Source organism: Paraburkholderia susongensis (assembly GCF_900177725.1).
Lineage (GTDB): Bacteria > Pseudomonadota > Gammaproteobacteria > Burkholderiales > Burkholderiaceae > Paraburkholderia > Paraburkholderia susongensis.
Genome location: NZ_FXAT01000019.1, coordinates 17,318 through 32,453, shown reverse-complemented (window position 1 = coordinate 32,453; position 15,136 = coordinate 17,318). Strand labels below are relative to the sequence as shown.

At 62.5% G+C, this 15,136-nt stretch carries 18 protein-coding genes; 14 read left to right on the top strand and 4 right to left on the bottom strand.

Annotation, left to right across the window (positions count from 1 at the left end; all coding sequences use genetic code 11):
• The first annotated feature begins 438 nt into the window (after window positions 1–438).
• The 8 genes from B9Z01_RS32640 (at window position 439) to B9Z01_RS32605 (ending at window position 7,642) form a co-directional block, all read left to right on the top strand.
• Window positions 439–957: a lytic transglycosylase domain-containing protein gene (locus B9Z01_RS32640; protein WP_244196214.1), complete on the top strand. Its 519-nt coding sequence runs from the start codon at window positions 439–441 to the stop codon at window positions 955–957.
• Window positions 954–2,003 carry a TadA family conjugal transfer-associated ATPase gene (locus B9Z01_RS32635; RefSeq protein ID WP_085489673.1) on the top strand — a complete coding sequence of 350 codons (1,050 nt, stop codon included), beginning with the start codon at window positions 954–956 and terminating at the stop codon, window positions 2,001–2,003. Before B9Z01_RS32640 ends, B9Z01_RS32635 begins: the two co-directional genes overlap by 4 nt.
• Window positions 1,996–2,418, top strand: coding sequence for a hypothetical protein (locus tag B9Z01_RS32630; RefSeq protein WP_143809126.1), 423 nt, complete (start codon window positions 1,996–1,998; stop codon window positions 2,416–2,418). Before B9Z01_RS32635 ends, B9Z01_RS32630 begins: the two co-directional genes overlap by 8 nt.
• Before the next feature lie 11 nt (window positions 2,419–2,429).
• Window positions 2,430–2,795, top strand: a complete 366-nt coding sequence (locus B9Z01_RS32625; RefSeq protein ID WP_085489672.1) for a VirB3 family type IV secretion system protein — start codon at window positions 2,430–2,432, stop codon at window positions 2,793–2,795.
• 89 nt (window positions 2,796–2,884) lie between these two features.
• Window positions 2,885–5,485: a VirB4 family type IV secretion system protein gene (locus tag B9Z01_RS32620; RefSeq protein WP_420814751.1), complete on the top strand. Its 2,601-nt coding sequence runs from the start codon at window positions 2,885–2,887 to the stop codon at window positions 5,483–5,485.
• Window positions 5,478–6,281 (top strand): conjugal transfer protein TrbJ, encoded by an 804-nt coding sequence (locus tag B9Z01_RS32615; protein ID WP_244196213.1) that lies wholly within the window; start codon window positions 5,478–5,480, stop codon window positions 6,279–6,281. Before B9Z01_RS32620 ends, B9Z01_RS32615 begins: the two co-directional genes overlap by 8 nt.
• A gap of 11 nt (window positions 6,282–6,292) precedes the next feature.
• Complete coding sequence (locus B9Z01_RS32610) at window positions 6,293–6,577, top strand: hypothetical protein (RefSeq protein ID WP_085489670.1); 285 nt, start codon at window positions 6,293–6,295, stop codon at window positions 6,575–6,577.
• Window positions 6,578–6,613: 36 nt separating this feature from the next.
• Complete coding sequence (locus tag B9Z01_RS32605) at window positions 6,614–7,642, top strand: type IV secretion system protein (protein ID WP_085489669.1); 1,029 nt, start codon at window positions 6,614–6,616, stop codon at window positions 7,640–7,642.
• Between the two features lie 2 nt (window positions 7,643–7,644).
• Here the strand turns inward: B9Z01_RS32605 and B9Z01_RS32600 are convergent, their stop codons facing one another.
• On the bottom strand, window positions 7,645–7,914 hold the full coding sequence (locus B9Z01_RS32600) for a hypothetical protein (RefSeq protein WP_085489668.1): 270 nt from the start codon (window positions 7,912–7,914) through the stop codon (window positions 7,645–7,647).
• Between the two features lie 75 nt (window positions 7,915–7,989).
• Between B9Z01_RS32600 and B9Z01_RS32595 the strand changes: the two genes are divergently transcribed.
• From B9Z01_RS32595 to B9Z01_RS32580, 4 genes are read left to right on the top strand one after another with little or no spacing between them, the layout of a single operon-like run.
• Window positions 7,990–8,736: a VirB8/TrbF family protein gene (locus B9Z01_RS32595; protein ID WP_085489667.1), complete on the top strand. Its 747-nt coding sequence runs from the start codon at window positions 7,990–7,992 to the stop codon at window positions 8,734–8,736.
• The gene (locus B9Z01_RS32590) at window positions 8,733–9,773 is read left to right on the top strand and encodes a TrbG/VirB9 family P-type conjugative transfer protein (RefSeq protein ID WP_085489666.1); all 1,041 of its coding nucleotides are present in this window, start codon (window positions 8,733–8,735) and stop codon (window positions 9,771–9,773) included. The genes B9Z01_RS32595 and B9Z01_RS32590 overlap by 4 nt, the downstream gene beginning before the upstream one ends.
• Before the next feature lie 2 nt (window positions 9,774–9,775).
• Window positions 9,776–11,110 carry a TraB/TrbI/VirB10 family type IV secretion system protein gene (locus B9Z01_RS32585; RefSeq protein WP_085489665.1) on the top strand — a complete coding sequence of 445 codons (1,335 nt, stop codon included), beginning with the start codon at window positions 9,776–9,778 and terminating at the stop codon, window positions 11,108–11,110.
• On the top strand, window positions 11,107–11,649 hold the full coding sequence (locus tag B9Z01_RS32580; protein ID WP_085489664.1) for a TrbG/VirB9 family P-type conjugative transfer protein: 543 nt from the start codon (window positions 11,107–11,109) through the stop codon (window positions 11,647–11,649). The genes B9Z01_RS32585 and B9Z01_RS32580 overlap by 4 nt, the downstream gene beginning before the upstream one ends.
• Window positions 11,650–11,781: 132 nt before the next feature.
• On the opposite strand, the gene B9Z01_RS32575 is transcribed toward B9Z01_RS32580, so the two are convergent.
• The 3 genes from B9Z01_RS32575 to B9Z01_RS32565 all read right to left on the bottom strand — a co-directional run bounded on the left by B9Z01_RS32575 (window position 11,782) and on the right by B9Z01_RS32565 (window position 13,053).
• Complete coding sequence (locus tag B9Z01_RS32575) at window positions 11,782–12,084, bottom strand: type II toxin-antitoxin system RelE/ParE family toxin (protein ID WP_085489663.1); 303 nt, start codon at window positions 12,082–12,084, stop codon at window positions 11,782–11,784.
• Window positions 12,081–12,323 carry a type II toxin-antitoxin system ParD family antitoxin gene (locus tag B9Z01_RS32570; protein ID WP_085489662.1) on the bottom strand — a complete coding sequence of 81 codons (243 nt, stop codon included), beginning with the start codon at window positions 12,321–12,323 and terminating at the stop codon, window positions 12,081–12,083. Before B9Z01_RS32570 ends, B9Z01_RS32575 begins: the two co-directional genes overlap by 4 nt.
• A gap of 175 nt (window positions 12,324–12,498) precedes the next feature.
• Window positions 12,499–13,053, bottom strand: coding sequence for a GNAT family N-acetyltransferase (locus B9Z01_RS32565; protein WP_085489661.1), 555 nt, complete (start codon window positions 13,051–13,053; stop codon window positions 12,499–12,501).
• A gap of 343 nt (window positions 13,054–13,396) precedes the next feature.
• Between B9Z01_RS32565 and B9Z01_RS32560 the strand changes: the two genes are divergently transcribed.
• Window positions 13,397–14,284, top strand: coding sequence for an arginase family protein (locus B9Z01_RS32560; protein ID WP_085489728.1), 888 nt, complete (start codon window positions 13,397–13,399; stop codon window positions 14,282–14,284).
• 54 nt (window positions 14,285–14,338) lie between these two features.
• The gene (locus B9Z01_RS32555; RefSeq protein WP_085489660.1) at window positions 14,339–15,130 is read left to right on the top strand and encodes an ABC transporter substrate-binding protein; all 792 of its coding nucleotides are present in this window, start codon (window positions 14,339–14,341) and stop codon (window positions 15,128–15,130) included.
• The last annotated feature ends 6 nt before the right edge of the window (window positions 15,131–15,136 follow it).

Sequence of the window (15,136 nt, the reverse complement as noted above, 5' to 3'; positions counted from 1 at the left end):
GCGTGCGCCGCGGCGTTTTTCTCCCTTGCCGCAACACCCTTTTTTGCCCTTCACCCTTTGGTCCTTTCAGCGGGTGAAGCGTCTCATCCGAAGCTTCACCCGCGGCCTTTGGATAGGGCCCTTCCCTTTTATCCGCCTTTTATTTCCCTTCCTTTGCAGCCTTTCACAAACGCCTTTGCATCGTGCTGGACAGCCCACATAGGTTGATCTGCTTGACGGGCAGTCAGCAGGAAAACTGCTGTCCTGCCCGCGTACGCAGGCAGGTATCCGGCCCATGCGCAAGCCGTCGCTGCCTACAGTGAACCCGTCGGTCCGCTCCCCCTTGGGCCGACGCGCGCTGTTGGCCTGCCGGAATGCTCCCCGCGTCAGGCAGGCTCTTTTTCCGTTCACTGGTGCAGTGTGGGATGGTGGCTAACGCACGAGGTCAAGGTGAAGCATGTGCGAATCGTTCTGGCGGGTGCAGTGATGGGTGGACTGGCCTTCAGTTGCCGGGCCGACTGTATGGATGACGCCGCGCGCTTTCATCACGTGAACGCGCGGCTCGTGCGTGCGATTGCCATCGTCGAATCCGGACAGCACGCGAACGTCGTTCATCTGAACACCGATGGCAGCACCGATATCGGACTGATGCAGATCAACAGCCGCTGGCTTCCGACGCTTTCGCGCCTAGGTGTCTCGCGCGCGGACCTCTGGAACCGCTGTACGAATGCCTATGTCGGCGCATGGATCCTGTCGCAGAACCTGCGCCGCCTCGGCCTGAACTGGGATGCCGTAGGCGCCTACAACGCCGCGACGCACGAAAAGCGCATGGCGTACGCGCGTCGCGTGTATCGCGCGCTCAACACGGTCTCGCCCCTGCCGCCCTCTCCGCCCAGTCCATCCGCTACACCTGCGACGCGGACCCCAGGGCTCATCGCGAAGCTGTTCCAGCCCCTCACGTGGGGAGGCGGTCAATGAGCCGGCTCACCTACGAATATGCGATCGAGGTGCTGAACGACTATCTCGGTCCCCTGCAACCGATGCTCGCTGATCCCGACGTGCAGGAGATCATGGTCAACCGCGCCGACGCGATCTTTGTCGAGCGCAACGGAAGCATGGCGTACGTCGCCGGCTGTGAGCTCGATCCGGATGCACTGGACCGCTCCATCACGATCCTCGCCAACGTCAATGCGAAGGAACAGACGCCACTGCTCGACGCGCGCCTGCCCGGCCTTCGCATCGCTGCCGCCCGGCATCCCGTCGCCGTCCACGGCGACATGATGTCGATCCGCAAACACTCGCGCCGCCGCATTGGACTCTCAGATTACGAGCGCAGCGGAGCGTTCGACGTGCTGCCGGGTGCTCAGTCACTGACTGCGCGCCGACGCAATTCCGCGCTTCTGGAGTGTCTGGCTTCCGGCGGCGCCGCCCTGTGCGAGTTCTTCGAATGGGTCATGTGCGAACGCATCAACATCGCATTCTCGGGCGGCACCTCGTCGGGCAAGACCACGCTGCTCAACGCGATGATCGACGCCATGCCGCAGGCTGATCGCGTCATCACGATTGAGGATACGGCGGAACTGCAGGTGCACGCGCCCAATCACGTCGCGTTCGAGACCAATCTCGCCATCACAGTCCGCGATCTTGTGCGTTTCTCGTTGCGCGTACGCCCGGACCGCATCATCGTCGGCGAGGTCCGCGGCGCCGAAGCCTTCGACCTGATGGAAGCGCTGAACACCGGACATCCCGGCTCCATTGTCTCGTTCCATGCCGACTCGTCCGACACCGCCCCGGCCCGGCTGGAGTCGCTCATCCGAATGAGTGACGAAGGGCGGCTCCTGTCGATCGACGACCTGCGCCAGAAGATCGCCTCCACGTTCCGGTTCTTCGTGCACGCCGAGCGTCAGGGTGCGGTGCGCGGTCCGGTCGAAATCCGCGAAGTGCTCAGCGCCGAGGGTGGCCGCTACCGGACCCGACGCCTCTTCTCCCGCTTCGCCTCCCACGAGGAGCAGGTCCATGCATGAGCAATATCAGCGCGGTCGGCTGGCTCGCAACACCGGCCGCGTCATCGCTGCATTGCGCCACCACTGTATGGATCTGCACGCTGCGTGGCGAACCGTTGTCACCCGTCACCACCACGCGCTGCGTCTGCTTTTTGCAGCCCTCTGGCTCGGCACCATTCCCGCCGTCGCCCACGCCGGCATCTGGAACGGCGGGCTGTGTACCGTGTATCAGGACGTGCTCGACAACGAACTGCTGGAGGTCGTCTCGCTCTCCGCGCTCGTCGGCTCGATCGTACTGTGGCTGCTTGATGACGGACGCAGCAACATCAAGACACACGTGCTGCGCGGCGTGCTCGGCACGCTGGCCATCCTGAACATGCCACTGCTCTGGGCGCAGGTGTTCAATCACGGCGCCGCGTGCACGGGCAGCATCTGACGGAGGCTGATATGGAAACGTCTCGCCCGGCCATCCACGATGCTTTGAGTGATCCGGCTGATCCGTCGGACCCGCTTGCAGCGCGCATCCGCAAGACCATGCTCGAACCGTTCCTGCTGCTCGGCATCGACCGCAGATGGTGCGTTGCTCAAGGCGCCATCGTCATCACGTTCGCGGCAGGTCTGCGCAATGGCTGGGTGCTGCTCGCGGTACTGGTAACGCATCCGGTACTGTGGCTCGCCGTGCGGCGCGACCCCGACCAGATCCGCTGCTATATGAAATACAGCCGGCAGGGTGACTACTACGAGCCCCGGCCGTTGCTGCGCCAGAAGATCAATGCCCGTCCCAAAGGCTTCGCCCGGGGGATGCCGTGCTGAAATCCTTGACGACCCTCTCGCCATTCGACGCCGAGTCGCTTGCGCGTGTCGCGCAGCGCACCGACGGCGACCGCCGCTCCACCGCCGAGATGGTGCCGTGGCTGTTCCGCTTCAGCGAGTCGCTGATCATCAACAAGGACTCGTCCGTCATGGCGACCTGGGAGTTCTCGGGCCCTGATGCCGATGCGCTCTCGACTGGCCACGTCCTCGAACTGATGGAGAACCTGGTCACGTCGCTGCGCGACATCGCGCGCCGGCCCGTGACGATTTGGTGGACGGTGCACCGTCGCCGCAGCGCGCGGTACCTGAGCGTACCGATGCCGGACCCCGTTTCGCAACGCGTCGATGACGCCCAACGCGACACATTCGAGCGGGGTGCGAACTATGCGAACCGTCACTTCGTTACGTTCGCGCTGGCTCCCGAGGTCGGCATCGACCGGTTTGCGGGCAAGGTCACGCACGGCATGACGCACGACCGTCTGTCGATCGTCCAGGCGATGGTACAGGCCGTGCGCGGCACCTTCTCCGACCAGTACCTGTTCGCGTACACCGCTTCGGAGCTGGCCGCCGTCGTGGAGACCTTCGAGAACATCCTGTCCGGATTCGCTGCGGGTAACCCGCGGCTTGCCTGCCACCGGCTTCAGGGCGACGCGCTGGGTGCGTTCATGCACGCCTGCTGTTCGCCACCCAGCGATCATCTGGCCGCTGTCCCGATCCCGGACATTCCGGCACTGGACCTCGCGATGTGCGACACAGAGGTCCGTCCCGGTCACGACTACCTGCACCTCTACTCGCACGGCCGCCAGCGCTTCGCGATAGCCGCAGGTATTCCCGCTCGCCGTGACTTCTGGCCGGACAGCGTGCTGCCCACGAGTCTCGACGGCCTGCTGAAGGTGCCGGGCGAGCTGACGGTCAGCCACTGCTTCCGGCTCACCACGCCGACCGCCGCGATGCGCTTCATCGACAGCGTACGGCGCTATCACGAGGGGCGGCGGCTCGACACGCGTTCGCTGCTGGCCGCTACGCTGCGCGGCGGTGACACGTCCGGCGCACGCCAGAACCAGTCCCGCTCCACTGCCGCAGACGACGCTAACCGGCGCATCGGCAAGGTCGAGATGACCGAAGAGATGTATGGGTATTACAACCTGTCGGTCCTTTCCTTTTCACCCGTTTTCGAGACCACGCCATTTGATGATGGCATCACAGTCGAAGCAGCGTGGGCGCAGACGGTCACGACACATCGGGCCGTCGAGGAAGCGCTGCGCGCAGCGCACTTCACGCCGGTTCGCGAAACCCTGCACGCGTTCTCGGCCTTCGCGACCAGCATCCCCGGCATGTGGCGTGAATGCGCACGATGGTCGTTCATTGACACGGCCACACTGGCACGCCTGCTACCGCTGCGCGGCGTATCGGACGGACACCGGATCAACGCACACCTAACGAAGGAAACCGGCACCCTCTGTCCGGCGCTCGCCGCATTCCCGACCGAGTTCGGCACACCCTACTGGTTCACCGCGTTCCTTGCTGACGTCGGGCACATGCTGGTGTGCGGGCGTACCGGCTTCGGCAAGACGATCTTCATGCTGCTGTGTGCGACGCTGTTCCGCAAGTATCCCAATGCGTGGCTGTACGGGTTCGACAAGGACCTCTCCATGCGCATCCCGACGATCCTGCAGGGCGGGCGCTACCTGCAGTTCGATCATGGCGCAGCCGGAACTTCTTCGGACGAGCGCGCGCAGATGAACCCGCTCGTGCTGCTCGCGGACCTCCGGCACCGCGAATTCCTCGTCGAATGGATTGTGATGCTCGTGCAGCAGCGCGGGACGTACCGTGTCACCGCGGGAGATCGCCGGGAGCTGGAAACCGCGCTCGCCGCCACACGCAGCCGCGCCGACCGACGCCTGTGGCGGCTGCGCACGGTCCACGCGTCCCTACCGGCCGGTCTGCTTGCCGACGAGCTGGCGCTGTGGGTCGGGTCCGCCGTCCATGCGCACTATTTCGACAACGTGAGCGACGGTTTCGACCATAGCTCGAACTCCGGCCAGTGGGTATCCATGGCGACGGACCGGATTCTCGCCAGTCCAGCCATCGCCCGGCCATTCCTGTCGTACGTGACGTACCGCATCCAGGATTCGCTCGAGCAGCGGCGCGCCACGGACGTGATCGGCCCTACGCTTGTGATGCTGCCGGAAATCTGGAACCTGCTGGACGATGATGCCTTCGCCGCGCAGATCGGCAACTGGATTGTCACGATGCGCAAGAAGCTCGGCTGTGTCTGGATGGATGCGCAATCGCCCGAGCAGGTGTCGACCTCGAAAATCTGGCCGCAGATCCGCGACAACGTGCTCGTGCGCGTATTCGTGCCGGTCGAGAACTTCACCCCATCGGCGAAAGCCGCCTATCAGCGCGATTTCGGCCTGTCCGACGGGCAGATCCGCGCGATCCAGCAGCTCGTCGCCAAACGCGACTACTTCATCTCAGAACAGGGTGGTGCGTCGCGCCGTATCTCGGTGCCGCTCGACCCCATGTCGATCGCCATCCTGCGATCGGAGATGAGCGCCCAGCTTATGTTCGACCGGTACCTGCACGCCGGTCGCCCCGACTGGAGGGAACACTACATCGAGGAAGCGATGGGACAGGCCAGCACGGGTGCGACTTCAGCATCCGGGCAGGAGGTCCATCATGCATAAGCCAATGGCTCGTGGCATCGTGCTCGTCGCCGCCCTTTCCCTGATCCTGCACACTAGCGCGACTCGCGCCGGCGGTGGCCTCACCGGTGGCGCGACCGAAATCACACAGCTACTAAACCATGCCGAACTGGCTTCTTCAGTCGCCCAGCAAGCGCAGATGGTCGAGCAGAACGTCCAGGCGCAGATCACCCGCCTGCAGCAGTACGTCACGATGGTCCAGAACCTGAAGCAGGTTCCCGCTTCACTGATCGATCAGACCATTGCCCCCTACCGCTCACAGATCACGAGCTTCCAGTCGCTGTCCACCGCCGTCACCGAGTTGCAGCAAGCGGCCAGTGCGACGAACGGGCTCTTTGGCCGCAGCCTTTCCGAGATGAACTCGACGGGCATGTCGCCCGGACAGTGGCTGTCGGCCTACACGTCGCTCGCCTCGACGCGCGGTGGTCTCTACCAGCAGCAGTTGACACAGGACATGCAGAACCTCGACACGCTCGCGCAGCGTGCGCAGAACCTGCAGCAGATCCAGTCACAGATTCCCGATGTCACGGGCACCGTGCAGGGCCTGCAGATGCTGAACCAGCAGTCGAATGTGCTGGCCGGCGAGATGGTCGACCTGCACGCACTCGTACAACGCCAGGTCGCGCAGCAGATGCAGGACCACATCGCACAGTCGCAAGCCCAGGGCAATACGGCGCAGCTTGCTGCCGCGCGCGCCGCGGCGCTCGGCCAGACCAACCAGCAGGAGCAGCAGACGACGCAGGGTGCGCCCGACTTCGATCTGTTGCAGGACCAGTAGGAGAACCAGGGATGCTGCTGCGCTGGCTGATCCGTCACCTCTGTACGACACCCGCCGAGCTGCGCGTGGTGCTGTACGCACTTCACCAGTACCGCCTGCGCAGCCTGTTGCCATTTGAGCAGCGTGATCCCCACTGGACGTTCGACCGGCGCATCACCCGCAGCGTACGACTGTCGCTGCTCGTCGGACTGCTGGTCGTGCATGTCGAGAGTCCGCAGGTTTTTGCGGCCGCCTGGATCGCGCTGCCTCTGGCCGTGCTGCTCGCGCTACTGCGGCTCGGCGGTGCCCTGCGGTAGCGCACCGCTCAACCGGGACACGATCAGGTCAGGACCATGAACGACGTCATCTCCGTCCTCAATGCGCTCTTCACTGCAATGCAGGCGAAAGGCTCGAGCCTGCAGACGCTCTTCCTGTCCGACGGCATGGATCTGCTTGCCGCGCTCGGCCTGATCATGGCGACGTGGCACGCATTCCTGTGGCTGCTCGAAGGCGACTTCCCCGGCTTCTTCGCGAACATGTTCCGGCATCTGATCCGGTGCGCCGTCATTCTCGTGATGCTCACGGCCTGGTCCAGCACGGTGCACGGTTATTTCGTCGACAACATGCAGACGATGGCGTCACGCGTTTCCGGCGGCGAAGGCAAGCCTGGCGATCTCCTGCGCGCACTTGTCAATGCCGCGTCGACCATCATGCAGGGCGTGCGCACAGAAGCGGCCCAGGTGTGCGAACAGGTGCCCGACATCACGCCCGATGGCGTCGTGATCCCGAACACTGATCATCAGGTGTGCGGCGCCACGAGCGATGCCGGGGCAAATTCGGCGGGCCTGAACTCCATCTGGACGCTCGTCAAAAACCTGCCACTGATCCTGCTCGCGTTTCTCGCGAAAGCTCTTGCGGTCATCGCGATCGCCTTGATGACGATGATCTTCGTGGTGGTCGTGCAGTTCGGCTCGTTCCTGCTCGACATCGCCTTCTGCCTCGGGCCGGTGCTGATTCCCTGGTATGTCCTGCCTGCCGGAGAGTTTCTCTTCGACGGATGGCTGCGCTTCACGATTTCCGCAGGACTCTTCAAGGTCGTCGCCTGGCTGATGATGGCGATCGTCAATGGTGGTGTGCTGCCGGGCATCCAGAGCCTCGTACAGCAGGCCGCCGTGCAGAACGGCACGAACAGTGATGCCTATTACGCGACGAACTACCTCGCGATGCTCGCGCTCGCGCTGGTCTGCGGTGTCGGGGCGTTCATGATGTGGCAGGTGCCGGATATCGCACGAGCTCTCGTGTCTGGCAGCGGTGGCGGCGGATCGGCTGGCTTCGGCAAAGGGTTAATTGGACGAAACGTCACACCTAAATCATTGAGGTGAATTCAATGATGCCGATGCTTCGAACTCTCTTGAATGACGTAGAAAGTAGTCCGCTCATCGTCCAGACGCCGCTGCCGATCCATGTCAGCACGCAGCGATTCCTCTCTCTCCTTGGGTGTGGTGCTGGCCCACGCCCAGGCAATGAATGCGATTGCGCCTGCAAGCATCATAGCGACACCGAAATGCTGCGCGCCGACCTGATACAGGACGAACGCCGCAAACAGCAGGATCGGCAGCACGAAATACAGCAGGATGATCTTGAGCCTGGCCATGGCTGCATCCTCACAGCAGGTGAACTGGATCCCAGTGTAGCATTGCAGGCGCGCGCTTGCCGGAGGGGTTAGGCCATGCGCAAGCGCCTCTCTCTTCGCGCCGCCTCCGGCACCGAAACCTCGGGTGCAAATCTCGCGCCTCCGCCGAATACCGGGGAGGCGGTCTCAGCCTGGTTCGCAGCGTTCCAGCGCCCCGTCTGGGAAAAGCGCCTCGCGATCAAGGTGGCCGCTGCCTTCGCGCTGGTTGCGGCCGGCGAATGCGCGGCGCTGATCGTGCAGGCTGCGCACAGCGGTCCCCGCCCCTATTTTGTTGAACACGACGAGAAAATCGGCGCGGTGTGGGTTTCGGACCGCTACGCGGAGACCTACTCGGTCACCGCGGCGAACAAGCGGTATTTCCTCGTGAAGTGGGCCTCGCGTGTGTTCACGATCGAGGCCGGCAGCCAGGACACCCTCACGCGCCAGATACCGGCAGCGTTCGGCTGGACGTCGGGCGCCGCGACACAAGAACTCGAAACGTACATCACCTCGACCGACCCGGTTGCGCAGCGCGTCGTGCAGACGCCCGGTCTCATCCGCGAATTCGTCGAGAACTCGACGTCGTTCTCGCCGGACGGTCAGGTTGCCTACCTGATCTTCACGCTGATCGAGAGCGTGAACGGCAAACCGTCCCGACCAAAACAGATGCTGCTCACGCTCAGCTTCCTGCTCGCGCCCGAAACCCTGAAACCAGGTGAAGAGAAGGACAACCCGATTGGGCTGCGCGTTACCCACTTCAGCCTCACGCCCTACCTGGGCGTCAATCCGGGAGCAACACAATGAAGAGCGTCGTCTCCGCTGCGTGCAGCACTGTATTGTTCACTGCATGCATCTGCGCAGCCCGGGCACAGGTCGCGGCGTCGGAAGCCGCGCCCGCTGCACCGTTGCCCGCGAGCGCGGTGACCGCCATCGCGCCGCAGTCGACTGTGGACACGCGGCACGCCCTGGCGCCGCATTCGCTAGCCCGCAGTCCTTCGACGTCCCGCGCCCACATCAATGGCCCCAATGGTCCCTACCCTGCACCCGACGATTCATCGCTCGTCGTCTACGACTACGATCCGGACTACCGGTATCCGGTACTCGTGCGCACGAACGAAGAAACCCACCTGGTCTTCGGGCCCGACGAAGAGGTCGTTGGCGTCTATCTGTCTGACACCAACAAGCGCTGGCTCGAACATACCGCGCTCACAAAGCGCGACGTGTTCATCGAGGCACGTCTGCCTGCACTCGACAATGCAGCGACGGTCATCACGACGCGCCGGCGCTATGAGCTGGACCTGCGCTCGTCGGACAATGCCGCCGTGTATCAACGCGTCTCCTGGCACTACCTGGATACCGACGCGCAGATGACGGCGGGACAGGTCTCGCCATTCGGGATTGAATACCCGGGCAACGTTCCCGGAGGAAGCACCACTGAGCCAACAGACGCCGGTGTTCAGGTAGGATCGCCCACCCCAGGCGACGTGCGCGCAGCCGGCCCGCGCATCACGCTAGATCACGTGAACTTCGACTATCGCGTCGACGGTAGCGCGCCGTTCGCGCCGGTGACCGTATTCGACGACGGACGCTTCACATACCTTCAGTTTCCCCACCACGCCGAACTGCCCGCCATCCTGATGATGGATGAAAAGGGACAGGCTGAGATCTCGAGCTTCATCCCGCTGGGCAACGATTTTTTCGAGGTGCAGCAGATTACGGCATACGGCCTGCTGCTCAGGCGCGGCAAGGAAGAAGTGCGTGTCTTCAACGGCCGGGGTCATGGGTGCGGCCTGTTCGGCTGCGACTCAGCCCGCATGAAGAACATCTACGGGAAGTCGTGATCATGGCAGCTCCCGGGAACGGCGGCGTCCCGCTCACGCAGGAACCTGCGAAACTCACGCGCATTCGCCGCAATCTTGCAAAAACGTTGCTCGTTGCGCTGTGCTCGGCGCTCCTCGCGATCGTCCTCGTACACGCGCTGTCCCATCCGCACGAGACCGCGGCCGAACGGCGCGAGCGCGAACAGATCGAGGCGGATGTCAGGCAGCCGAAAGCTTCGGCCGATGCGATCCGTAAGCGCCTCGAGGACCAGTACAACCTGGCGCTGACTCGCGCAGGTGGCGCGGCGTCGGGCGTGAGCGCCCCAGTGGGCGGCACACCGCTCGACGGCATCCCCAAAGGCGCGCCCGGAGACGATAGCGGTCCACTCCCCCGAAACTATCGGGGTGCTGACCATTCGTCCGGGACAGGCGACGCTGATCGCCTCGCATTGCAGCGGCAGATCGAGGCCATGCAGAGCCAGTCGCTGGTTGCCTATGAGGATACCGGCAGCGGCTCCAGCAACGCGTCCGCCGCAAAGGATTTTCCACCCGATCACATCGCAGATGGCCTTTTGCAGCTTTCAACCCGGCAGACAGCGCCCGGCAATTCGTCTACAGGCAGCATCCCTGAAACGCCCTCGTCGGGGCAGTCCTCCGTGAACGTATCCACTGCCACCGACCGTCGCAACGCCGACTGGATCAGACAGCAGGGTGAAGGGAACGGCGACGACGCACCGCTGATCCCCGTCCCGATCACCTCGCCCTACATGGTGATGGGCGGCACGCCGATTCCCACGGTGATCCTGCAGGGCGCGAAGAGCGATATGCCAGGCACCTTCCGCGCGATGATCGATCGTGACATCTACGACAGCATCGACGGAAGCTGCAGTCTGATCCCGAAGGGGACACGGATTCTGGGCCGCACCAATAACGATGTGGCGATCGGTCAGGACCTGATGCTGATGGCCGCTACGCGGATGATCTTCCGCCACGCCACGATGCGGCTCGACGGACTGACCGGCAACGATCCCGACGGCGAAGCGGGTGTCAGCGCCGACGTCAACAACCACTTTTTCAGAATCTTCGGATCGACGTTCCTCATCGCGGGCGTGGCGGCCTGGATCGGTCACAACCAGAGCCAGTCCAACGGCACGACGATCAACATCAATGGCGGTGCGTCGACCGATCTGTCAGAGGCGGCAGCGCAATCGCTCTCCCGGACCACGCAGACCATCCTCCAACGCAACATGAACATCCAGCCGACGCTGCGACTGGAACCGGGTCAGCGCATCACATTCATCACGCAGCGCGACATGATGCTGCCACCCGGTGTCACCGATGGGAGTTGCCACCGATGAAACCCTTCACTGCCCTGCTTTCTGCAGCCGTGCTGCTCACGGGTTGCCTGCTTCAATCGGCCTGTGCCGAACCGCCGTCTGCGACGGGACCGGTCTACGACTTTGACTGGCGTATCAGCGGCGCAGCCGAAGTCCGGCCATACCAGGTGTTCGACGACGGCCAGAAGATCTATCTGCAGTTTGACGATCCGGAGCGCGTGCCCGCCATCCTAGCGGATACGCCAGGCGGACGAGTGCTTCTGCGTTGGCGCCCCGATCCACCCTACGTCGTGATTGACCAGGCGGAAACGGCACTCGTGTTTCAGGCAGGAACCCGGGTGGCGCGTGCCGTGCGTGCAATCCTCAATGGGCCACCAGCCAGTGCACATTTCGGAGCGGTTGCACCAGGCCGTGCCACGTCTTCCGGCTTTGAGCATCGGTGGCCGTCATCTACCGAACCGCGCCCCAGGTTACCGGCATATCCATGCGATCAACAGGAGACCCGGCCGGACGCTGCCGTCGAGCCCCGTGATAGCCGCATGGATGGTTATGGTATGTGAGACGCCCCTCGGGCCGGTCCTGACGAGCGACACGAATGGCCGTGCCTCATGCACTGGACGATCTGACGTGGCACACGTGCTCGCGTAAGTCACAAGGCCTGCTTTGCGGGTAGCACCAGCGCGCCAACACATCTAGTTGTCGTCGCCGAGCCTGCCCGGAATATCCATCTGTTGATGCAGGATACGGATGACGTCGACCAGAGCGTCCGATTCCCTGAAAAACACGACATGCATTCCAACCAGCGCTTTCCGGTAGCCTTCCCGCACGTCTGCGGCGGACAAGCTCGGCTGGGTACCGTCGGCCAGGCCGACAATGGTACTTTCGATGCTCAGGATGTAACGCTCGGCCTGCGTCTCCCCCCATCGGGCAACCGTGTAATCCCAGATGCCGTCAAGGTCGCGTTCGGCCGCGGGCGAGAGAACATACGCTCTCATGCGGTCCTGTTCCGCTTACCCTCGACGTACCTGCGAAAATCAAACGGGCGCGACGGCCCGGACTGTTCGCCTTCGATCAGCGCGTTTCGCAGCACCTCCAGCCTCGCCTCCTCGGTCTCGAGCAGGCGCAAGCCGGCGCGGACAACGTCGCTGGCCGTGCTGTAACGGCCGCTGCGCACGCGGTCATCGACGAATTCCGAAAAATGTTCACCGAGCGTGAACGATGTGCTTTTGCTCATGACTCTCACCTCCCGGGCCAAGGATACCAATTTCTGGTATTTGATGCCAGAAGTCTCCTCTGGGACATATTCCGGGAACTTGTGCACATTCTTTTGCAGACGTTTGCAAACCGGTGTCGACGAATGGCAACAGGTTCGACCAATTGGGGTATGTACTTTCTGGCCGCCTTCGCCTTCATTGGGGTGCTGTTGGTCTATGCACCCTTGAATCGTCGGCGTTCACGAATTTCCTACCCGACGGTGGCCTGGTCGCCCGTGTCGATATCGAGCCAAAATTCCTCGCATCGATCTCAGCCACAACTTCGGCTACTTCTAGCGTTGCGAAGGCATGTTGAAGCACCGGTCGCCCAGCTTCCGTCGCGATACTGTAGCCCCACGCGTTTCGTGGCAGCCGCCATCCGATTTCTATTTCGGGTCCTACGGCATCGGTAGGAATCAGGAGAATCCACCCTAAAAAGTCGGTCGGGTTGCTACGAAACCTAATAGTCCAATAACCCATCCCCGCAGGGTAGCTGGCGAGTGTGCGCGACTCCACGAAGGCTCGATGTTTCTGGCGATCCGACCATGGACCCGCGACGAAGCGTGTCACCTCTGGATCTCGACTCCCGCAGACCAGCCGCAGGGAAGCGATCGTATCACTCGTGTCGTGCCCGGGTTGTGTGGCGGCGGCCGCCACGACTTTCGGGAAGGACGAAGTCACGGCCTCGCGAGGACGCTTGCCTTGCAGCATGCTGCAGGTCGACACAAACCAACCGGTAATCCGGAACGGGCAGTACCGGTGGCGATGATAGATCGATACTGTCTTCTGTATGCGCTCACCTTACGTCTGCTCCGCCAACGTGACAGAGTCCTGCCCTTCTCCCAGATGGGGACGCCACGGTCGCAAGTCGGTCACTTTCACCTCGACGTTCCCCGGGCCGCGTTCGATCCGTGACCGGCGAGCGCGGCTCTTGTAACGATTTCATATCGCAGTGCGATATTTTTTTGCCGCTTTGCGCGACAATCGAATCGCACTTATGATCGGCCTAACTTCTTTTCGATACGGAGTGCCGCCGATGTCATTTGCGACTTTCATGGGTGTCCCGTCGAGGCAGGAGGGATCCGCTCTCACTCCCCGTGCGTGCGTCCTTGGCGTGCCGTTCGATTGCGGCACTCATCCGTTTCGGGTCGGGTCACGCGAAGGTCCGGATACGATCCGACGCCAATCTCGACTTATTCGCCCCTATTTTTCTGACCCAGCGGGAAAGCCGGCAAATCCGATCGCAGCGCTCGGGCTCGTCGATGCTGGCAATGTCAATTGCTTCGCGGGCGACGTCGAGCGCAGCTATCCGCTCATCGAGCAAGCCATGGATGAGGTCATCGCCGGGGGCATGATGCCGATCACGATGGGCGGCGACGGAGCGGTGACGCTCCCGCAGTTGCGCGCAGTGAGAAAGCGCTATCCGGATCTTGCGGTACTGCACATCGACGCGCACACGGACACTTACGATCTCGCCGGCTTCAATACCGCCACTACCTTCACGCGCGCATCGGAAGAAGGACTTGTTGACGTGCGCAACAGCTTTCATGTCGGAGCTCGCGGAACGACGTTCATGGACGGCGTGCTCGGCTTCGGGCGTTCGCTCGGCTACAACATTGTCTCCTTCGCCGAACTCGACGCCGATCCCGTTGCGTGTGTCAACGCAATCCGCGAGCGCATCGGCCAGCGTCCGGTCTATTTGTGTTTCGACATGGACATTTTCGATCCATCGTGCGCCCCCGGCGTGTGCACGCCCGAATGGGGCGGTCTGAATCCGAAGGAAGGCATTGCGCTTCTGCGATCGCTCGCAGGTTTGAATTTCGTTGCATTCGATGTGAACACCGTGTCGCCTGCGCAGGACATTGGAGAGACAACCGCGTTCCTCGCTGCGAGCGTGCTATTCGAATGTTGTGCACTGGCCGCGCAAACACCAGCGCGCTAGTCGTTGCAAAAAACACTGCGATTCATCGTCGAATCACCTGCCTGGAGACCCGTCATGACTTGCTTGAAGCCGCTCTCCCTCCTGATCAGCGCCTGCCTCACCGTCGCCGCGCTGAACGCCAATGCTCGCACGCTCGCCGAGGTCATGCAAACAAAGACCCTGAACGTGGTAACGACTGCGGCAAGCCCACCGCACGGTTTTCTCGATCCGTCGACTAACTCGTTGCAAGGCATCATGGTCGACGTTGCAAACGCAATCGGAAAGCATCTCGGCGTAACGGTGCAACTGACGGACGTCCCCTTCGATGGCCTGATTCCGACGCTAACCTCGGGTCGAGCTGACCTGATGGCCGCCCCGCTGTTCATTACGGAAGACCGCGCGAAAGTGGTCAATTTCACATCGCCGATTTACGGCTGGGGCGAAGGTGTCGTGATTCGTAGCGGCGATACGAATCGCTATCGCACACTGGCCGATTTCAAGGGCAAGAAAGTCGGCACGCTGGTCGACAGTATCCAGTACAAGATGATCAGCGCGCTGCCAGGCACCGATGTATCAACCTATCAAGACTATTTTTCCCTGCTCGCGGACGTGCGTGTTGGTCGCATTGATCTCGGCGTGGTGGATCCGCCGAGCGTGCTCTATCAGATCAAAGCCAAATCGATTCCTGGTGTGAAACTCGATTCCGGCTACCAGGCGCAAAAGAAGTGGCTCGTCGGCGCGTGCACGCAAAAGAGCAATACCGCATTGCTCGCGTCGGTAAACGACGTGATTGCGAAGATGAAGCAGGATGGGGAACTGCACGCGATTCTTGCCAAATGGGGCGTTGCAGACCTCGAAATTCACTGACGCGCA